The following is a 19474-nucleotide window of genomic DNA, read 5'->3' as shown; positions in this document are numbered from 1 at the left end:
GGAGCTCCAAGCGAAACTCGCTTTTGGGGCCGGCTCACAGACCGACCGGGCGGTAGCTTGCTGCCAGGTCCGCATCGCTTGACCGTCGGTGGCAGAGGCTGCCGGCATCGATATCACATTCCATGAGAAGAAATTGTATGGCTTTGCGTCGCGTGGCAACGGCGCTGCTGGTGGCTGGACTGATCACCGCGCAGACAGCACAGGCAGAGGTGACACTCAACTTCGTCAACGCCGACATCGACCAGGTCGCCAAGGCGATCGGCGCGGCGACCGGCAAGACGATCATCGTCGATCCGCGGGTGAAGGGGCAACTGAACCTCGTGTCCGAAAACGCGGTACCCGAGGATCAGGCGCTCAAAACCCTGGAGTCCGCGCTGCGCATGCAGGGCTTCGCGCTCGTGCAGGATCACGGCGTGCTGAAAGTGGTGCCCGAGGCCGACGCCAAGCTGCAAGGCGTGCCGACCTACGTCGGCAACGCACCGACGGCGCGCGGCGACCAGGTCGTCACGCAGGTCTTCACGCTGAGGAACGAATCGGCCAACAACCTGCTGCCGGTACTGCGTCCGCTGATTTCGCCGAACAACACCGTCGCGGCCTACCCCGCCAACAATACGATCGTCGTCACCGACTACGCCGACAACGTGCGGCGCATCGCGCAGATCATCGCGGGCATCGATAACGCGGCAGGCCAGTCGGTGGCGGTCGTGCCGCTGAAGAATGCGAATGCGATCGACATCGCGCAGCAGATGAACAAGATGCTCGATCCGGGCTCGATAGGCAGTACGGACGCGACGCTGAAGGTGTCGATCGCGTCGGATCCGCGCACCAACTCGCTACTGATGCGCGCGTCGAACACCGCACGTCTCGCGGCGGCAAAGGAGCTCGCGAAACAGCTCGACGTGCCGACCACGATGCCGGGCAACATGCACGTCGTGCCGCTGCGCAACGCGGACGCGACGAAGCTCGCGCGCACGCTGCGCAACATGCTCGGCAAGGGCGGCGGCGAAGGCTCGTCGGGCGGCTCGAACGAGGCGAACTCGTTCAACCAGAACAGCAGTGGTGGTGGCGGCGGCGGTCTGTCGAACGCCAGCAATTCGACGGGCACGTCGGGCACGCCACCGTTGCCGTCAGGCGGACTCGGCGGCAGCTCGATGAACTCGCCGATGGGCGGCGGCGCCTCGGGCTCGAATAGTAATAGTGGCGGCTTTCTCGGCGGAGAAAAGGAGAAGAGCGAAGACCAGGGCGGCGGCATGATCACGGCCGATCCCGCAACCAACTCGCTGATCATCACGGCGCCCGATGCGACGTACCGCAACTTGCGCGCGGTGATCGACCAGCTCGATGCACGTCGCGCGCAGGTGTATATCGAGGCGCTGATCGTCGAGCTGAACTCGAATACGAGCGGCAACCTCGGGATTCAGTGGCAGGTCGCGAACGGTAACCTGTATGCCGGTACCAACCTGTCGACTGGCTCGGGCAACAGCATCATCAACCTGACGGCGGCCGCGGCCGCTGCCGGCTCGACCGGCGGTCTCGCTACGGCACTGGGCGCCCAGAACTTGCAACAGGGCCTGAACGTTGGCTGGATTCACAACATTTTCGGCGTGCAGGGTCTCGGCGCGCTGCTGCAGGCGCTGTCGCAGACCGCCGACGCGAACGTGCTGTCCACGCCGAACCTGATCACGCTCGACAACGAAGAAGCGAAGATTATCGTCGGTACCAACGTGCCGATCCAGACCGGTTCGTACTCGAACCTGACGAGCGGCACGACGAGCGCGGCGTTCAACACGTTCGACCGTGTCGACGTCGGTCTGACGCTGCACGTGAAGCCGCAGATTACCGACGGCGGCATCCTGAAGCTGCAGCTCTACACGGAAGATTCGGCGATCGTGAACGGTACGAACAACGCGGCGACGAACCCGGCGGGCCCGGAATTCACGAAGCGTTCGATCCAGTCGACCGTGCTGTGCGATAACGGCGAGATCATCGTGCTCGGCGGCCTGATGCAGGACAACTACCAGGTCAGCAACAGCAAGGTGCCACTGCTCGGCGACATTCCGTGGCTGGGCCAGCTGTTCCGCTCCGAGCAAAAGACGCGCGACAAGACTAACCTGATGGTATTCCTGCGCCCGGTCATTCTCGCCGATCGCGACACCACCCAGGCCGTCACGGCGAACCGCTACGACTACATCCAGGGCGTGCAGGGTGCGTACCGTTCGGACAACAACATCATGAAGGATCGCGACGATCCGGTCGTGCCGCCGATGCCGCTCGGCCCGAGCCAGGGCGGTGTGCCGGCGCTGAACCTGTTCGATCTGAACCAGATGCGCCGCAAGCAGATGATGCCGCAGCAGGCACCGCAACAGGTGCCTCAACAGGTACCGCCGCGGGCCGTGCCGCAAACCAACGCGCAGCCCACGACGCAACCTGTGCCGCAATCGATGCCGCAAACCGTGCCGCAACCGGCGGTCGTCGATCCGGCCAGCGGAGTGGTGCCGAGTACGGTATCGCCGGGAGCGCGTCCGTGACGCAGACGTCCGCGCAAACCGCGCCATTGCAAGGTCGGTTGAACGGCGACGCCGCCGGCGAGCGCGCGGCGCCCTCGCCGCTCGCCGCCCGGCTCGTGCCGTACGGTTTCGCGCGCAGCGGCCAGATCCTGGTCGCGCATCAGTATGCCGATAGCCTCGAAGTCTGGATCAGCGAGCGCACGAGCGAAGCCGCGCTTGCCGAAATCGCGCGCAACTACGGCACGGTATCGGTGGTGCGCGTGCCCGCCGACGATCTCGCGCAGGCGATCAACCAGGCCTATGCGCGCCAGGACGGCAGCGCCGCGCAGGTGGTCGGTGAAGTGGAAGGCGAAGTCGATCTGTCGCGTCTGATGCAGGACATTCCCGAGGTCGAGGATCTGCTCGAATCGGAAGACGACGCGCCGATCATCCGCATGATCAACGCGCTGCTCACGCAAGCGGCGCGCGAACAAGCGTCGGATATTCATATCGAGCCGTTCGAGAATGCGTCCGTGGTGCGCTTTCGCGTCGACGGCACGCTGCGCGACGTGGTGCGGCCGAAAAAAGCGCTGCACGGCGCGCTGATCTCGCGGATCAAGATCATGGCGCAGCTCGACATCGCGGAGAAACGTCTGCCGCAGGACGGCCGCATTACGCTGCGCGTCGGCGGTCGTCCGGTCGACGTGCGCGTATCGACGCTGCCCACCGGCCACGGCGAGCGCGCGGTGCTGCGGCTGCTTGAAAAAGACGCGGCGCGACTGAATCTCGAAGCGCTGGGCATGGCATCCGACACGCTCGGCAAGTTCGACAAGCTGATCGGCAAGCCGCACGGCATCGTGCTCGTGACGGGCCCGACCGGCTCCGGCAAGACCACGACGCTGTATGCGTCGATGTCGCGACTGGAGACGGCGACCACCAACATCATGACGGTGGAAGACCCGATCGAATACGACCTGTCCGGCATCGGCCAGACCCAGGTCAACGAGCGGATCGGCATGAGCTTTGCGCGCGCGTTGCGCTCGATTCTGCGTCAGGATCCGGACATCATCATGATCGGTGAAATCCGCGACCTCGAAACCGCGCAGATCGCGGTGCAGGCGTCGCTGACCGGCCACCTGGTGCTCGCGACGCTGCACACGAACGACGCGGCATCCGCGGTCACGCGTCTGACCGACATGGGCGTCGAGCCGTATCTGCTCGCGTCGTCGCTGCTCGGCGTGCTCGCGCAGCGGCTCGTGCGGCGGCTGTGCCCGGTGTGCCGCGAAGAGCGCACCGAAGAGGACGGCAGCAAGCGCTGGCATCCGGTCGGCTGCGACCGTTGTGGCCAATCCGGTTACGCGGGACGGCGCGGCGTCTACGAGCTGCTGCTGATCGATGAGACGATCCGTGCGCTGATCCACCGCAACGCGGCGGACGCCGAAATTCTCGAAGCGGGCCGCGCGCACGGCATGCGCACGCTGCGCGAGGATTCGGAGCGCTGGCTCGCATCGGGACTGACGTCGCTCGAAGAAGTGATTCGCGTGACGGGCGGAGCATAAGCGCATGCCGGCATTCCGTTTCGAAGCGATTGACGCGGCGGGCAAGGCACAAAAAGGCGTGCTCGACGCCGACAGTGCACGCGGCGCGCGCACCAACCTGCGCTCGCAGGGACTCACTCCGCTCGTCGTCGAACCGGCGGCGTCGCGCACCCGCGGCGAGCGCAATCAGCGGCTCGCGCTCGGGCGTCGTCTGTCGCAGCGCGAGCAGGCCATTCTGACGCGGCAGCTCGCGAGTCTGCTGATCGCGGGTCTGCCGCTCGACGAAGCGCTCGCGGTGCTCACCGAGCAGTCGGAGCGCGACTACATCCGCGAGCTGATGGCGGCGATTCGCGCCGAAGTGCTCGGCGGTCATTCGCTCGCGAATGCGCTGCAGCAGCATCCGAAGGACTTCCCCGAGATCTACCGGGCGCTCGTCGCGGCCGGCGAACACACGGGCAAGCTCGGCCTGGTGCTGTCGCGGCTCGCCGACTACATCGAGCAGCGCAATGCACTGAAGCAGAAGATCGTGCTGGCGTTCACGTATCCGACGATCGTCACGATCATCGCGTTCGGCATCGTCACGTTCCTGCTCAGCTATGTGGTGCCGCAGGTCGTCAACGTGTTCGCGAGCACCAAGCAGCAACTGCCGTTTCTGACGATCGTGATGATGGCGCTGTCCGGCTTCGTGCGGCACTGGTGGTGGGCGATGCTGATCGGCGCGATCGTGGTCGTCTATCTGGTGCGCGCGACCCTCAGGCAACCGGGCCCACGGCTCGCCTTCGACCGCTGGCTGCTGACCGCGCCGCTGATCGGCAAGCTCGTGCGCGGCTATAACACGGTCCGCTTCGCCAGCACGCTCGGCATTCTGACCGCGGCGGGCGTGCCGATTCTGCGCGCGCTGCAAGCCGCGGCCGAAACGCTCAGCAACAATGCGATGCGCGAGAACATCGACGACGCGATCGTGCGAGTGCGCGAAGGTACGTCGCTGTCGCGCGCGCTCGGCAACACGAAGACGTTTCCGCCGGTGCTCGTGCACCTGATCCGCTCGGGCGAAGCGACCGGCGACGTGACGACGATGCTCGATCGCGCGGCCGATGGCGAAGCGGGCGAGCTGGAGCGTCGCACGATGTTCCTGACGAGCCTGCTGGAGCCGCTGCTGATCCTGGCGATGGGGGGCGTGGTGCTGGTGATCGTGCTCGCGGTGATGCTGCCGATCATCGAACTGAACAACCTCGTGCAGTAGTAGTCGTAGCGCGAGGAAGGAAGAGAAAGGATTTGCGCGGCATGCGGTATCAGCCGCGCAACCGCTTCGGGTTTCAGCGCACGTAAATGGTGGGACCGCTGGAGTAGGCGGGGAGGAAGATTTCCGAGTGGGCGCCATTGCGGTCGATGATGATCGAGCGGGCGCGGACTTCGGAGAGCCTGGTGCCTTGCATCAGCGCGCTGCCGAGCGACACCGCGCGCGGCGGCTCGCCACCGACGCTGACGATCGCCGCGGCGCCTTCGCTCAACGCGAGGATGCCGAAGAGATGGATGTCCTGATTGACGTTGCGCGTGCGCTGTCCGCCGAACAGCGTCGCGGCCTGATCGGTCGAGACCTGCGCATGCGCCGCCGCAGCCGGCAACGGCGCGCCGGCCATCGTGATGAGCGTGATGACCCAGTAGGTCAGCGTCGCGCAGAAAGCGGCGAACAGCGCGAGCGACAGGAGGCGGATTTGGATGGCGTTCATGCGCACATTGTACGGACTATTGTGAAAATTGCGGTGGGTTGAAGCCCTTCAACTGCATGACATTAAAATGACGGCCCGGCTGTTCAATCTGATAAGCCGGGCCGAAAATTTCACCTGAAAAGAGGTAGCAACCTATGCAACTGTCGACCATTCGCCGCGCTGACAACGCGGGTTCGCGCGGCCGTCGTCAACGCGGTTTCACGCTGATCGAAATCATGGTCGTGATCGCCATTCTCGGCATTCTCGCCGCGCTGATCGTGCCGAAGATCATGAGCCGTCCGGACGAAGCGCGGCGCGTTGCCGCGAAGCAGGACATCGGCACCGTGATGCAGGCGTTGAAGCTCTATCGCCTCGACAACGGCCGCTATCCGACCCAGGAGCAAGGCCTGCACGCACTGATCGAAAAGCCGTCCACCGACCCGGTGCCGAACAACTGGAAGGAAGGCGGCTATCTCGAGCGTCTGCCGAACGATCCGTGGGGCAATGCGTACCAGTACCTGAATCCCGGCGTGCACGGCGAGGTCGATGTGTTCAGCTACGGCGCCGATGGCAAACCGGGCGGCGAAGGCAACGACGCCGACGTCGGGTCCTGGCAATGAACAGGCTGAACCTGGCATCCCGGCAGACTCGATGATGTTCATGCACGCGCCCTCCTTGCCACCGGTTCGGCCGCTTGTTTCGCCAGGCGCCCTGCCCGCCACGCCGTTATGTTCGCGGCGCGTGCAAGCGTGCGTGCTTCACCGATGCATTGCTGTATGAATTTCCGTTGATCGTCGATGGCCGGCACTATGCGCACGTCCGCTTGCAAGTCCCGTGTGGACACTTTGTGTACGGCTTCGCGGCCGCGCTCCCGCCTGCGCCGCCGCCGCGCGGCAGGCTTCACGCTGCTCGAAATGATGGTCGTGCTCGTGATCGCGGGCCTGCTCGTGTCGCTGACCGCGGTCACGATGACCCGCAATCCGCGCACCGATCTGAACGAGGAAGCGCAGCGTCTCGCGCTGCTGTTCGAATCGGCTGGCGATGAAGCGCAGGTGCGCGCGCGGCCGATCGCGTGGCAGCCGTTCGAGGGCGGCTTCCGTTTCGATCAGCGCACCCAGGACGGCTGGCGTCCGCTGCGCGACGATCTGCTCGGACCGCGTCAGTGGGAAGGCGGCGTGACCAGTGTCGCGATCAGTTACCCGGGCTCGGATTCGCACGCCGATCGCATCGTGTTCGGTACCGAGGCGATCGACGTGCCGGTGCAGGTCACGCTGTTTTCGGCGGCCGGCCAGGCGACGATCGTCGGCACCGGCAATGGCCGCTACGAGGTGCGCTGAGATGCGGATGCTTCGCTTTGGCAGGTCGGTCCGGGCCCCTTTCCTCTTCACGATGCGCGATGTCGGGTGCCGCGAGGAGCGTGGCTTCACGATGATCGAGGTGCTGGTCGCGCTCGCCATCATCGCGGTCGCGCTTGCCGCGTCGCTGCGCGCGGTCGGCAGTCTCGCGAGCGGCGAAGCCGAGCTGCACCGGCGTCTGCTCGCCGGCTGGAGCGCGGACAACGCGCTCGCGGACCTTCATCTGAAGCATGCATGGCCCAACATCGGCTCAACGAGCTTCGATTGCTCGCAAGGCAATCTGCAACTGCGCTGTACCGAGCATGTGACGGCGACGCCGAATCCGGTGTTTCGCCGTGTCGAAGTGATGGTGACGATGCCTGGGCAGTCCGGCAATCTCGCGCAGATGGTCACGGTGGTCGCGAATGAAAACAACCGCTCGCTGTGAGCGCCGCCGCCGTTATGGCGCGCGCGGCTTCACGCTGATCGAACTGCTGGTCGCGATCGCGATCCTCGCGGTGATCGCCGTGCTGTCATGGCGCGGGCTCGATCAGATCATCCGCGGCCGCACGACGATCACGAACGCGATGGAAGACGAACGGGTGTTCGCGCAGCTGTTCGACCAGATGCGTATCGACGCACGCCAGGCCGCCAGCGACGACGAATCAGGCCAGGCCGCGGTCTCGGTGTCCGGCAACGCGCTGCAGATCGTGCGGCACATGATGCTGCCGGCCACCGCGCCGCGTCTGCAGGTGGTGCGCTATCAGATCTCGAACGGCCGCGTGGTGCGCTACGCGTCGCCGCCACTCGGCAACGTCGGCGAATTGCGGCGCGCGTTGCACGGCAGCGACGAAGGCTGGAGCGCGGTGCCGCTGATGGGTGGCGTGGGCTCGATCTCGGCGCGCATGTACGTGCCGAAGCTCGGCTGGACCATACGGATGAACGACGTACAGACCGCGATGACCGAGGCCGTCAACAACCTGAAGGTGCCGCAGCTCGGCAACGCGCCGATGCCACGCTCGGTGACGGGGCTCGAGGTCAGCATCGGCGCAACATCGCTCGCGCGGGCCGGTCACGCGCGTTTTTCTGGTCGGAGAATGACATGACGTTCTCCTCGTCGTCGTCGAAAAAGTCGGCATCCGGTTCGCGCGTGGCCGGCGCGCGCGAGCGCGGTGTGGCCATCATCAGCGCGCTGCTCGTCGTCGCGCTGTCGGCGATCCTCGTGTCCGGCATGTTGTGGCGCCAACAGGTGCAAATCCGGCGCATCGAGAATCAGCGGCTGTTGTCGCAGGCGCAATGGGTCGCGCGCGGCGCGCTCGACTGGACCCGGCTGATTCTGCGCTCCGAAGGCGATACGTCGGCTGGCATCACGTATCTGGGCGGCGTGTGGGGCGTGCCGATCGCGAAAACCCGGCTGTCGGATTTTCTCGGCCAGATTGGCGAGGTACGCGCTGAGCAAGGCGCGGCCACCTACCTGTCGGGCTCGATCGAGGACGCGCAGTCCCGATTCAATCTGCGCAATCTGGTCGCAAGTCCGGCGCCCGGCGTGACGCAAATCAGCGCCGAGCAGATGGCCGCGTATCAGCGCCTGCTGGTGTCGCTCGGCCTGAGCGGGCAGCTCGCCAAAGTGACCGCGCTGCACGTGCGCGCGGGGCTGTCGCAATCGGCGACGCGCTTTCAGACCGGCACGTCGATCAGCAGCACGCCGCAGATGGGCGGCGGCGGCGGTATGACGGGCGGCAACTTCACGAACCAGCCCGGCATCGAGGACGGTGACGACAACGTGGCGGTCGCGCCGCTGCTGATGACGAGCGTCGATTCGCTGCTCGACATTCCGGGCTACACGCCGGAGATCGTCGCGAAGCTGCGGCCGTTCGTCACCGTGCTGCCTACGACCACCGCGATCAACATGAACACCGCGTCGGCCGAAGTAATCGCGGCGATGGTGCCGGGCATGACCGTGTCGCAGGCGCAAGCACTCGTCGCGCGGCGCCAGACCGTGTTTTTCCGCAACGTCGGCGACGTGCAGCTCGCGCTGACCGCCGCCGGTGTGCAATCGGTGTCGATCGATCCGAATCAGTTCGACGTCAATTCGAGCTACTTTTTAGTCCACGGCAGTGTGCAGCACGAGCGCGCCGAAGTGGATCGCACGACGCTCGTCTATCGCGATCCACTGACTCACACCACGCGTATCGTGCGGGTACAAGACCAACTGTGAACAACGCAATCCATAGAGAGAGTGGCCTTTGAGCACGCTGATCGTCCTATTGCCACCGCGTGATCCGGCGGTGCCCTCGCAGGAATGGCAACTGCCCGAGCTGCCGTTCGTGCTGCTCGACAAGACGGGGCGCACGCAGCGCGCCGGCCGCTCGGCGCTCGCGCTGCTGCCACGCGCCGGCACGACGGTGCTGATGCTCGCCGCGCGCGACCTGCTGCTGATGCCCGCGACGCTGCCGCCGCTGCGTGGCCCGAAGCTGCGCCAGGCGCTGCCCAATATCGTCGAGGATCAACTGATCCAGGACCCGCAGACCTGCCATATCGCGGTCGATCCGCAGGGGCTTGGTGAAGGTCGGCACCTGCTCGCGATCATTGATCGCGGCTGGTTCCGTTTCATCTATGAGGCGTTCACGACGGCCGGTCATCGCAGTCTGCGCGCGGTGCCGGTCACGCGTTGCCTGCCGCTGGCGCCGGTGACCGAAGTTGCCGCGAACGACGATGAAACAGCCGAAGTGCGCGAGCCGGCGATGGCCGGCGCGGCGAGCGTCGCGACGTCGCTACCGGGCATCGCGCCGGTGGTCGCGCCCGAAGCGCCGTCCATCGTGCCGATGGTGGCCGCGGTGCTCGGTGCGGTCGTGCAGACCGCACCCGCGCTGCTCGTCGAGGGCGCGCTCGACAGCGGCGTGCCGCGCGTCGAACTGGCGATTGCACGCGGTGTCCAGGGCGAGGGTTTCGCGGCGCCGGCCGATGCGGTGAACGCGACGCTGTCCGCGCTAGCGGGTGCGGCGCCGGTGTCGCTGTACATGCTGACCGAGGTGCCCGGCAACGAGCCGAACCAATCTACGACGAGTCCCGCGCGGCTCGCCTCGCATATTCACGGCGCGAGTCCGCTGCCGTTCGAGCAGCTCGCGCGACGCGCGCTCGAATGCCGCTTCGACCTGTGCCAGTTCGAATTCGCGTCGCAGCCGTGGCGCCTCGATCGCGCGACGCTGCGGCGTCTGCGTCTGCCGATCGTGCTCGCGGTCGGCACGCTCGTCGTCGCGATCATCGGCGCGAACGTGCAGTGGATGATGCTTGCGCGTCAGCGTGACGCGATCAACACGCAGATGACGGAGCTGCTGCTCAATACGTTTCCGAAGACGACCGTCGTACTCGACGCGCCCGATCAGATGGCGCGTCAGGTGCAACAGCTGCGCGTGGCGGCGGGCGAGCTGTCGCCGGAGGATTTCCTGTCGCTCGCCGACGGCCTCGCGCGCTCGCTGTCGCCGCTGCCGGTCAACGGCATTGCCGCGCTCGACTATCACGAGCACCGCCTCGACGTGACCTTCAAACCCGCGGTCAAGGTCGACCCCGACTTCGCCAAGCGCCTCGCGCGCAACGGCCTTACCGGCGCGATCGACAGCAGTACCGGCAAGTGGACCATCAGGAACGGACAATGAAAGCTGAACTCGCTCAAACATGGGCTGGCTTCTGGGACCAGCGCACCGATCGCGAAAAGGCGCTGCTGACGTGGGGCGGCGCCGCGCTCGCCGTGGCGATTGCGTGGTCGGTGCTGTGGGCGCCCGCGCAGGAAGGCCGCGCGCACCTGCGTGAATCGCTGCCCAGCCTGCAGCGGCAGCTTGCGCAGATGACCGCGCAGTCGAACGAGGCGCGCTCGCTGTCGGCGGCCGCGCAAGGTGTCGCGCCGACCGGCGCGGCGCTCAAGGACGCGCTTTCCGCATCGCTCGGCGAACATGGCCTCGCCGCGACGCAGGTGCAGTTCGTCGGCAACGCGGTGCAGGTGCAAATGAAAAACGTGGCGTTTCCGGCCTGGACCGCGTGGGTCGATGACGTGCGCAAGCAGTTCAAGGTGCAGGTCTCCGAGGCGCACATCACCGCGTTGAAAGACGACGGCCAGGTCGATCTGACGGTCGCGCTGCAACCGTCGACCGCGAAATAACCACGCGCCGCTCGCTACAGGATCTCGCATGAATTACTGGATGTGGCGCCTGCGTGCGGCGCTGCCGTGGCTGGTGGTCGCCGTTTTGTCGGTGGCGGCCGTGACGCTCGCGTTACTGCCGGCCGCCTGGATTACGCCGCAGTTCGCGCGGCAAACGCACGGGCACGTCAATCTCGTCGACGCCGAGGGCTCGCTGTGGCACGGCTCGGCGACCCTGATGCTGGCCGCCGGCGCCGATATGAGCGCGGCGACGCTGCTGCCTGGTCGGATCGAATGGCGCACGGCGTTCTGGCCGCTTTTCACCGGACGCGTGCGCATGGTCATGCGCCATAGCGAGGCGATGCCCGACCCGGTCACGGTCGAAGCGACGCCGCGCGGCGCAACCGTCACGCCGGGCGTGCTCACGGTGCCGGCGTCGCTGCTCGCGGGGCTTGGCGCGCCATTCAACACGCTCGATCTGCAGGGCAACGTGCAGCTGTCGTGGTCCGAGTGGCGCAGTTTCAACGGCGAAGCGTTCGGCCAGCTGACGATGATGCTCGACGACGTCAGCTCCCGGGTGTCGCTCGTGAAGCCGCTCGGGTCGTACCGGGTCAGGTTTCAGGCGCAGGGCACGTCGTCGGCGCTCGATCTGAGCACGATCAAGGGTCCGTTGACGCTGACCGGCAGCGGCACGGTGTCGGCCGCATCGACGTCGTTTCATGGCACGGCGAGCGCCGCGCCGGAACAGCACGATAACCTCGCCGGCCTGCTGAATCTGCTTGGCCGGCCTAGCGGGCCGGATACGGTGGCGCTGACGTTCGTGCACTGAGTTGGGGCTGACGTGCGCTGATGTGTGCCGAGGCGCGTGTTTCGCGCGCGTGGCGCGATGAAAAAAGAGGCATGGCCGCGAGTTGCGGCCATGCCTCTTCTGTTTTGTGGCGTTGCTGCGCGGCGAGCGCAGCGGACATTATTTGCTCTGCACCCGCGCTTGCGGCGCGTCTGTGCCCGACGCGGTGCTCTGTGCGATGGACGGCGCGCCGACTGACGTGGCCGCAGCTCTCGGCGCCGATGCCGGCAGCGGCGCGGGCGCCGCGACATCGCCGGTCTCGCGATTCATCTGCGACGCGTCCCAGCCGCCGCCGAGCGCCTTCACGAGCCCCACCGACGACACCATCCGCTGCCCGGCGATATTCTCGAGCTTCTGTTCGGCCGTGAAAGCCGTGGTCTGCGCGGTCAGCACATTGACGAAGCCGACCGTACCCGCCTTGTACTCGTTCGTCACGATGGCGAGCGCCTGGCGCGCCGAGTCGACCGCCTGCCGCTGCACGACGATTTCCTGTTCGAGGATGCGCAGCGACACGAGGTTGTCCTCGACGTCCTGGAACGCGGCGAGCACCGTCTGCCGATAGGTCGCGACATCCGCGTCATAGGTGGCACGCGCGGCCTCGGTTTGCGCTTTGCGCAGGCCGGCGTCGAAGATCGTCCCGGCCAGTTGCGGGCCGAGCGTCCAGAAGCGCGACGGCAACGTCAACAATTGCGAGAACACCGAGTTCTCGAAGCCGCCGGTCGCCGACAGCGTCAGCGACGGGAAGAAGGCGGCGATCGCCACGCCGATCTGCTCGTTCGCCGCCGCGGCCTTGCGTTCCGCCGATGCGATATCCGGCCTGCGTTCGAGCAGCGCGGAGGGCATCTGCGCAGGCACGGCGGGCGGCGTCGCGGTGAGCGGCATCGGCGGCAGGGAGAACATCGACGCGGGCACGCCGACCAGCACCGCGATCGCGTGCTCGTCCTGCGCGCGCTGGATGCCGTTGTCGATCGCGGCGGCCTGCGCCGATTGCAGCTGCGTTTGCGCCTGGATCACGTCCGAGCGCGCGGCGACGCCGGCCGCGTACTGATTCTGCGTGAGTTGCAGCGAGCGCTGATAGGCGATCACGGTGTCGTCGAGCAGCTTCTGCGTGGAGTCGAGCGCGCGCAGCAGGAAGTAGGTCTGCGCGAGCGTGGCCTGGGCGGACAGGCGCGCGTTCGCGAGGTCGGCGGCCGCGCCCTGCTGGCCGGCTTTCTGCGCGTTGACCGAGCGCGTGACCGAGCCCCACAGGTCGGGCTCCCAGCTCGCCGTCATCTGCACGTTGAAGCTGTTGGTGATGCCCTCGCGACTGGTCGCCGTAGTCGCATTGCCACTGGTTTGCGTGCCGTTGCCCGAGCGCGTCGCGCCCGCCGACGCACCGATCGTCGGGAAGTACGCTGCCCGCGCTTCGCCGACGAGCGCGCGCGCCTGCCGGTAGCTCGCGGCGAATTGCGCGATGGTCTGGTTCGCGGTGTTGAGCTTGGCTTCGAGTTCGTTGAGCTTCGGGTCTTCGTAGATCGCCCACCAGTCGCCGCGGTCGTGTTGATCGGCGGGTTCGGCGACTTTCCAGCCGGGCGCGGCTTCCTTGAACGACGCGGGGATCTCGGTGGCCGGCCGCTGATAGTTCGGACCGACCGCGCAGGCGGCCAGGAGCGTCGCGCAGGCCGCGCTCACGGCAAGGGACAGGACGCGCGGCGCAAGCGCCCGCGACATTCGATCAGACTGCATGCAATGAATTCCTTCTGGACGCCGCAATACGGCCGGGAATGGCGCCACCGGCCGGGCGAGATCGTGGTCTGCCGGAATGTTAGCGTATGAGCCCGCGCGAGCGCGGGAAACTGAAAGCCGAAAGGTTAATGCGAGGCGGTGCGCAGGTGTGTTACTTGCGGTGACGCGCTGGTTACGCGTTGTTACCGGCGGCGCGAGGGGCTGCGGGTTCGCGGTGGTTCAGATGGCTAGACGAAGCGAAACTGTGTGCCGAAAAGCGCGCTGCGAATCGGTACACCTTCAGAGCCGCGATTCCGTGGATTGGGTCTGCTGGCGTTGACGCTGACACACGAGCTTGCCAGCGGAGGCCCGGCACGACGCACCGCCAGGCGCGAGGCAAGCGTTACCGCTGTTGGCCGTCGCGGGGACGACGTTTCCCGCCTTTATCACGAAGCTTTCCTTCGGCAGCACGATCTCGCTGGATTCCGCGCCCACAACGCTGCCTTTGCTCGCCCGCTTCGTGCCCCTTCGATGCTCGGCCCACGCGAGCAACGCGACACCCACCGACCCACCCGGCAGCACGAACAGTCCCGCAAACAGCGCGAGCTTCCACCAGCGGTGTCGGCCCTGGAAGGTATGGAGTGCGGAATCGGTGAGTGAGCGGCTGAGGCCGCCAAGCGTGTTTTTGAGGTACAGCATCGGGGAAATCCTTTGGCGCGCGTCGCGAGGCGGGCGGCGTGCGGTCGATCGGTCAGAACATGGTCTCGAATGGCGCAGGACGCGCGAAACTCATTGCTTGTCATAATATTGACTATGCAATCAAATTTCAAGATACTGTGCGGCGCCATTGATTCGACTGTTGTATTTCGGTTGGCCTCGTTGCGCACCGCAAAATGCGATTTGACTTGTCTGCTTAGGCAGCTAAACTTCGTCTTGCCTGGATGTTGCGGATACCCCATGACTGATGGCCCCTACAAAGCGGACGAGGCCGAGCTCACGAGCAGTCTCGGCTACTACCTGACGAAAGCGCGCAACGTGCTGGTCGAGCGTACGGACCGTGCGGTCAAGCCGCTCGGGCTCACCGCGCAGCAGATCGGCGTGATTCTGATGCTGTCGTCGCGGCGCGCGAGCACGCCATTCGAGCTGTCGCGCGCGATGTCGTACGACAGCGGCTCGATGACGCGTCTGCTCGACCGGCTGGAAAAGAAGGGCTTCGTCGTGCGCACCCGCAGCAGCGACGACCGACGCATGGTGAAACTTGAGCTGACGCAGCAGGGCCACGAGGCCGCGCGCCAGTTGCCGAACCTCGGCGCAACTGTGCTGAACGACCAGTTGCGCGGCTTTACCGCCGAGGAGCACGCGACGCTGATTCACCTGCTCGCCCGTTTCATCGCAAACGGTCCCGAGGGAGACGCCGACGTGGGTTGCGGACCGGCGCCACCGCCGGACGAGCCGCCGGGATGAGCCGAAGCATGCGTCAAACAACGGTCGTCGTCGGATGGCGGCGGCGCGTCATCACGAAGTACTAGCAGGACAATCACGAGGCGCGTTTCCAAGGCGTCATTGTCATCAGATATCTGTCTGGGCAGAGGGTGATGCGGCATGCAAGCATCGTATCTGAAACACCCGATAAGGCTGCCGCGACAAGCTTTCGCCGCCTGAGGAGAACAAACCTATGGATGCCACGGCTTCCAACGCCACGCTGCCCGCAGCAGAACTCGCCCCGCTCCAGGGCGGCACGCTCGCGCTGCTGACCGTCGGCCTTGCGCTCGGCACCTTCATGGAGGTGCTCGACACCTCGATCGCGAACGTCGCGGTGCCGACCATTTCCGGCAGCCTCGGCGTCGCCGCAAGCCAGGGCACCTGGGTGATCTCGTCGTACTCGGTCGCCTCGGCGATCGCTGTGCCGCTGACCGGCTGGCTCGCGCGACGCGTCGGCGAGGTACGACTCTTCACGCTGTCCGTGCTGCTGTTCACGATCGCGTCGGCGGCCTGCGGTTTCGCGCACAACTTCGAATCGCTGATCGCATTCCGGCTCGTGCAAGGGCTTGTGTCCGGGCCGATGGTGCCGCTGTCGCAGACGATCCTGATGCGCTCCTACCCGCCCGCCAAACGTGGACTCGCGCTCGGCTTATGGGCGATGACCGTGATCTGCGCGCCGATCTTCGGCCCGGTGATGGGCGGCTACATCACCGATAACTTCACGTGGCCGTGGATCTTCTACATCAACGTGCCGATCGGCCTGTTCTCGGCGTTCTGCGCGTATCTGCTGCTGCGTGGCCGCGAGACGCAGACGACGCGCCAGCGCATCGACGCGGTGGGCCTCGTGCTGCTCGTGACCGGCGTGTCGTGTCTGCAGATGATGCTCGACCTCGGCAAGGACCCGCGACTGGTTCAACTCGACGTTCATCGTGGCGCTCGCCGTGATCGCGCTCGTGTCGATCGCGTTCCTGCTCGTGTGGGAGTTGACCGAGAAGGAGCCGATCGTCGACCTGTCGCTGTTCAAGGATCGCAACTTCGCGCTCGGCGTCGTGATCGTCTCGTTCGGCTTCATGGCGTTCTTCGGCTCGGTGGTGATCTTCCCGCTATGGCTGCAAACGGTGATGGGCTATACGGCCGGCCTCGCGGGTCTCGCCACGGCACCGGTCGGATTGCTCGCGCTGTTTCTGTCGCCGATGATCGGCAAGAACATGCATCGGCTGAATCTGCGCATGGTCGCGAGCTTCGCGTTCATCGTGTTCGCGATCGTATCGTTCTGGAACTCGACGTTCACGCTCGACGTGCCGTTCGGCCACGTGATCCTGCCGCGGCTCGTGCAGGGGATCGGTGTCGCCTGCTTCTTCGTGCCGATGACGACGATCACGCTGTCGAGCGTGTCCGACGAGCGTCTTGCAAGCGCGTCGGGTTTGTCGAACTTTTTCCGCACGTTGTCGGGCGCGATCGGCACCGCGATCAGCACGACGTTCTGGGAAAACGACACGATCTATCACCACGCGATGCTTGCAGATACGGTCAGCACGTATTCGGCGAACACCAACGCCTATACGAATGCGCTGGCGGGCGTCGGGCTCTCCGGCGACAGCCTGACCGCGCAGCTGAACCAGGTGGTGACGAGTCAGGCGTACATGATGGCCACCAACGACTTCTTCCGCATCTCGGGCGCGGCGTTTATCGTGCTGGCGGTGCTCGTGTGGATCACGAAGCCGCGCAAAGGCACCGGGCCTTCATTAGGACACTGAAGCAAACGCGTGGCAGCGGCGAACGCATCGCCGCTGCGGCCACCGCTCGATCTATTGCGACATCGCCTCGCCATTCGGCAGCCTGGTCGTGTTACGGGGCGTCGTCTCCGGATGCGTCGCATCGGGCGCGTTCTGCGATGGCGTCGCGCTGCCTTGCGGCGCGCTGGCGGCTGTGCCCGTGGTGCCTCTCACATACTGCTTGAAATCCGCACCGGCTTCCCACGGATTCGGCTTGCAGCCGAGCGAGCTGTCGCAATGCGCCGAAAAGCCGATCGTGGTGGTGCCATCGGGACCTGCGGCGCGCGTGATCTCAAACGCGAGCGCGCGCTTGCCGCCGTCCGGGCCGGCGGTCTGGATCAGCGAGTCGTTAGCGGTCTCGATCTTGTACTTCGAATGACTCGCGACCCACGTTTGCGCCCGTTGCCACCAGAGGTCGCATTCGGCCTTGTTCGAACACGTCAACGGCCTGGTCGCGATCTGCATGACATCGGGATCGACCTGACCCTGGGTCGAGCATGCCGTCGTCGCCAAGAGACACAGCGCGGCCACCAGAGCTTTGTTCTTCACGTCGATACCTCCCCTGTGGAGCATGTCATAAGATTTTGGACTACCCCATCGAAGCGGTGTTTCACCCAGATCAGAGAATCGCGACGTCGCGCGGAGTATTTGCCGATTCCGCGGACGCCTGAAGAGCGCAATCCGTAGAGGTTACCTGCGCGTTACTCGGGGCAAAGAAAAAGCGGCCACGTGGGCCGCTTGAAGCACTTCCGGGATGCTGTGGTCCGAACGCTCAGACGCTGAAGCGATTGAGCGTATAGGCCCGATACGCAGCGACGAACGCATCGAACGAACCAACCTCGTCGCGTTCGAGCTTCGCCTGTTCGTCGAGCGATCGCACCGCGAGGTCGGCAAACGCCTTGGACTGCGCGGCATCGAGCGGACGCGCACGGAAGTACGCGGCGTGCGCTTCGCTTTGCGCGAGGCCGAACGCGAGGAAGCTTTGCTGCTGGTCGCGCATCGTTTGCAGCACGCGCGCCGATGGCGTCAGCGACACGTCCGCGAGCTTCGCGCGTTGCGCGGCGACCGCGCGCGCGTGTTCGTCACCGCCCTTCAGGCTGTCGAGCACGGCCGCCGCGGCGTCGATTTTCACGAGCAGTTCGTCGGCCCAGTCGATCATCGCGACCGGCTTGCCGTCGCGAACCAGTTCGAGGCCTGGCTTGCGGCCTTCCATCGTCACGCGGCCGAAGTTCCGGTTCGCTTCGGTGTACGCGAGCGGAGGCAGGGACGCGCTGTCGTCGAGCGCGCACACGAGCAGGTACGCGTCGAGAAAGCGCGACGTTTCGAGCGAAATGCCGGCCGGCTCGAACGGATCGATGTCCATGCAACGCACTTCGACGTATTGCACGCCGCGCGCGGCGAGCGCATGCAACGGCCGCTCACCCGGATACGTGACGCGCTTCGGACGAATCGTCGAATAGAACTCGTTTTCGATCTGCAGTACGTTGGTGTTGATCTGCACCCACTCGCCGTCGCGTTGCGTGCCGATCTGCTCGTAGGCGGGATACGGCCGGCTCACGGCTTTCGCGAGCGCGTCGAGATAGCCGGGCAGCGTGTCGTAGTCGGCGTGCAGCGCGGCTTGCGCGGCCGTGTTCGAATAGCCGAGATCGCTCATGCGCAGGCTGGTCGCGTACGGGCGGTACAGGGTGTCGGCGTCGAACGTATCGAGCGTGTGTTTGCGATCGCGGAGAAAGCGCCGATCGAGCGCCGGCGACGCGCCGAACAGATACATCAGCAGCCAGTTCGTGCGGCGGAAATTGCGGATCAGCGCGAGGTAGCGGTCGGACTGGAAGTCGACGGCGTTCGCGGTGGATTGCTGATCGGCGTGCAGCAGGCGCCACACGTCTTCGCTCAGCGAATAGTTGTAGTGGATGCCCGCGATGCACTGCATCGTGCGGCCATAGCGCAGCGCGAGGCCGACGCGGTACACGTACTTCAGCTTGCCGATGTTCGAGGTGCCGTAGTGCGCGATCGGAATGCCATCGTCGGTGGCGGGCAACAGTCCCGGCATCGAGTTGTTCCACAGGATCTCGTCGCCGAGCTCCGCGTAGACGAAACGATGCAGCACGTCGAGTTGCGCGAGGGTTTCGGCGGCGTCCTGCTCAGCCGGCGTGATCAGCTCGAGCAGCGCCTCGGAGTAGTCGGTCGTCAGCGACGGGTGCGTGAGCGCCGAGCCGAGCGCGCGCGGATGCGGCGTCATCGCGAGCTGGCCGTTGCGCGTCACGCGCAGGCTTTCCCTTTCGATGCCGCGCAGGCCGCGTATCAGCACATCGCGCTGCGGGCTCGAGTCGAGCACTGACAGGCGGTGCGAAAGCGCGTCGGTCGGGCAGGAAGGTGTGGTGTTTGGCATTGATGCAAGTCGGGCGTTGCCGGTCGCCGTGTATCGCCAGACGATTCACAGACGGTATAGCGGCTGACAACGTTC

General features: G+C 65.8%; 16 protein-coding genes and 2 pseudogenes. 13 read left to right on the top strand and 5 right to left on the bottom strand.

All coding sequences use genetic code 11. The features are described from left to right. The first annotated feature begins 137 nt into the window (after positions 1–137). Genes gspD through gspF form a run of 3 tightly spaced genes read left to right on the top strand, consistent with a single transcriptional unit; the run spans position 138 to position 5267 of the window. Positions 138–2528: a type II secretion system secretin GspD gene (gene gspD / locus OKW39_RS12070; RefSeq protein WP_429562759.1), complete on the top strand. Its 2391-nt coding sequence runs from the start codon at positions 138–140 to the stop codon at positions 2526–2528. Beyond that, positions 2525–4045 carry a type II secretion system ATPase GspE gene (gspE, locus tag OKW39_RS12065; RefSeq protein ID WP_429362650.1) on the top strand — a complete coding sequence of 507 codons (1521 nt, stop codon included), beginning with the start codon at positions 2525–2527 and terminating at the stop codon, positions 4043–4045. Before gspD ends, gspE begins: the two co-directional genes overlap by 4 nt. 4 nt (positions 4046–4049) lie before the next feature. Then, the gene (gene gspF / locus OKW39_RS12060) at positions 4050–5267 is read left to right on the top strand and encodes a type II secretion system inner membrane protein GspF (protein ID WP_090802334.1); all 1218 of its coding nucleotides are present in this window, start codon (positions 4050–4052) and stop codon (positions 5265–5267) included. A 73-nt stretch (positions 5268–5340) separates the two neighbouring features. Here the strand turns inward: gspF and OKW39_RS12055 are convergent, their stop codons facing one another. Next, a complete protein-coding gene (locus OKW39_RS12055; protein ID WP_429562758.1) occupies positions 5341–5754 on the bottom strand; it encodes a type II secretion system protein N in 414 nt (137 codons plus the stop codon). Positions 5755–5888: 134 nt separating this feature from the next. Here OKW39_RS12055 and gspG point away from each other — a divergent pair, with 134 nt between their 5' ends. From gspG to OKW39_RS12015, 8 genes and pseudogenes are all read left to right on the top strand, one after another. After that, a complete protein-coding gene (gene gspG, locus OKW39_RS12050; protein ID WP_429362648.1) occupies positions 5889–6353 on the top strand; it encodes a type II secretion system major pseudopilin GspG in 465 nt (154 codons plus the stop codon). Positions 6354–6530: 177 nt separating this feature from the next. Continuing rightward, on the top strand, positions 6531–7070 hold the full coding sequence (locus OKW39_RS12045; RefSeq protein ID WP_429562757.1) for a GspH/FimT family pseudopilin: 540 nt from the start codon (positions 6531–6533) through the stop codon (positions 7068–7070). Between the two features lie 52 nt (positions 7071–7122). Beyond that, positions 7123–7515: a type II secretion system minor pseudopilin GspI gene (gene gspI, locus OKW39_RS12040; RefSeq protein ID WP_090805517.1), complete on the top strand. Its 393-nt coding sequence runs from the start codon at positions 7123–7125 to the stop codon at positions 7513–7515. Continuing rightward, positions 7493–8168 (top strand): annotated as a pseudogene (locus OKW39_RS12035) (PulJ/GspJ family protein). Before gspI ends, OKW39_RS12035 begins: the two are co-directional and overlap by 23 nt. 1 nt (position 8169) lies before the next feature. Continuing rightward, a complete protein-coding gene (gspK, locus tag OKW39_RS12030; RefSeq protein ID WP_429562756.1) occupies positions 8170–9285 on the top strand; it encodes a type II secretion system minor pseudopilin GspK in 1116 nt (371 codons plus the stop codon). Positions 9286–9313: 28 nt separating this feature from the next. Next, on the top strand, positions 9314–10723 hold the full coding sequence (gspL, locus tag OKW39_RS12025) for a type II secretion system protein GspL (RefSeq protein ID WP_429562755.1): 1410 nt from the start codon (positions 9314–9316) through the stop codon (positions 10721–10723). Further along, on the top strand, positions 10720–11223 hold the full coding sequence (locus OKW39_RS12020) for a type II secretion system protein M (RefSeq protein WP_090802323.1): 504 nt from the start codon (positions 10720–10722) through the stop codon (positions 11221–11223). Before gspL ends, OKW39_RS12020 begins: the two co-directional genes overlap by 4 nt. A gap of 28 nt (positions 11224–11251) precedes the next feature. After that, complete coding sequence (locus OKW39_RS12015; protein WP_429562754.1) at positions 11252–12031, top strand: type II secretion system protein N; 780 nt, start codon at positions 11252–11254, stop codon at positions 12029–12031. A gap of 138 nt (positions 12032–12169) precedes the next feature. Here the strand turns inward: OKW39_RS12015 and OKW39_RS12010 are convergent, their stop codons facing one another. Together OKW39_RS12010 and OKW39_RS12005 are read right to left on the bottom strand one after the other, a co-directional pair. Further along, entirely contained in the window at positions 12170–13774 is a 1605-nt protein-coding gene (locus tag OKW39_RS12010; RefSeq protein ID WP_429562753.1) for an efflux transporter outer membrane subunit, read from the bottom strand. Between the two features lie 279 nt (positions 13775–14053). Continuing rightward, positions 14054–14452, bottom strand: coding sequence for a hypothetical protein (locus OKW39_RS12005; RefSeq protein WP_429362642.1), 399 nt, complete (start codon positions 14450–14452; stop codon positions 14054–14056). A gap of 258 nt (positions 14453–14710) precedes the next feature. On the opposite strand from OKW39_RS12005, the gene OKW39_RS12000 reads away from it, so the two are divergent. Both OKW39_RS12000 and OKW39_RS11995 read left to right on the top strand, forming a co-directional pair. Next, positions 14711–15217 carry a MarR family winged helix-turn-helix transcriptional regulator gene (locus tag OKW39_RS12000; RefSeq protein ID WP_429562752.1) on the top strand — a complete coding sequence of 169 codons (507 nt, stop codon included), beginning with the start codon at positions 14711–14713 and terminating at the stop codon, positions 15215–15217. A gap of 211 nt (positions 15218–15428) precedes the next feature. Next, a pseudogene (locus tag OKW39_RS11995) lies at positions 15429–16992 on the top strand (DHA2 family efflux MFS transporter permease subunit). Between the two features lie 51 nt (positions 16993–17043). Here OKW39_RS11995 and OKW39_RS11990 read toward each other — a convergent pair. Continuing rightward, entirely contained in the window at positions 17044–17559 is a 516-nt protein-coding gene (locus OKW39_RS11990) for a hypothetical protein (protein ID WP_429335538.1), read from the bottom strand. A 223-nt stretch (positions 17560–17782) separates the two neighbouring features. Further along, the gene (gshA, locus tag OKW39_RS11985) at positions 17783–19399 is read right to left on the bottom strand and encodes a glutamate--cysteine ligase (RefSeq protein ID WP_429562751.1); all 1617 of its coding nucleotides are present in this window, start codon (positions 19397–19399) and stop codon (positions 17783–17785) included. Positions 19400–19474: the final 75 nt, after the last annotated feature.

The organism is Paraburkholderia sp. MM6662-R1 (genome assembly GCF_050436245.1).
GTDB classification, from domain to species: Bacteria; Pseudomonadota; Gammaproteobacteria; order Burkholderiales; family Burkholderiaceae; genus Paraburkholderia; species Paraburkholderia tuberum.
This window is presented reverse-complemented; position numbering and strand designations above follow the sequence as displayed.

Coding starts and splice junctions, on each gene's coding strand:
- gspD (WP_429562759.1), top strand. CDS start 138: ATGGCTTTGCGTCGCGTGGCAACGGCGCTGCTGGTGGCTGGACTGATC.
- gspF (WP_090802334.1), top strand. CDS start 4,050: ATGCCGGCATTCCGTTTCGAAGCGATTGACGCGGCGGGCAAGGCACAA.
- OKW39_RS12055 (WP_429562758.1), bottom strand. CDS start 5,754: ATGAACGCCATCCAAATCCGCCTCCTGTCGCTCGCGCTGTTCGCCGCT.
- gspG (WP_429362648.1), top strand. CDS start 5,889: ATGCAACTGTCGACCATTCGCCGCGCTGACAACGCGGGTTCGCGCGGC.
- OKW39_RS12045 (WP_429562757.1), top strand. CDS start 6,531: ATGGCCGGCACTATGCGCACGTCCGCTTGCAAGTCCCGTGTGGACACT.
- gspI (WP_090805517.1), top strand. CDS start 7,123: ATGCGCGATGTCGGGTGCCGCGAGGAGCGTGGCTTCACGATGATCGAG.
- gspK (WP_429562756.1), top strand. CDS start 8,170: ATGACGTTCTCCTCGTCGTCGTCGAAAAAGTCGGCATCCGGTTCGCGC.
- OKW39_RS12020 (WP_090802323.1), top strand. CDS start 10,720: ATGAAAGCTGAACTCGCTCAAACATGGGCTGGCTTCTGGGACCAGCGC.
- OKW39_RS12015 (WP_429562754.1), top strand. CDS start 11,252: ATGAATTACTGGATGTGGCGCCTGCGTGCGGCGCTGCCGTGGCTGGTG.
- OKW39_RS12010 (WP_429562753.1), bottom strand. CDS start 13,774: ATGCAGTCTGATCGAATGTCGCGGGCGCTTGCGCCGCGCGTCCTGTCC.
- OKW39_RS12005 (WP_429362642.1), bottom strand. CDS start 14,452: ATGCTGTACCTCAAAAACACGCTTGGCGGCCTCAGCCGCTCACTCACC.
- OKW39_RS12000 (WP_429562752.1), top strand. CDS start 14,711: ATGACTGATGGCCCCTACAAAGCGGACGAGGCCGAGCTCACGAGCAGT.
- gshA (WP_429562751.1), bottom strand. CDS start 19,399: ATGCCAAACACCACACCTTCCTGCCCGACCGACGCGCTTTCGCACCGC.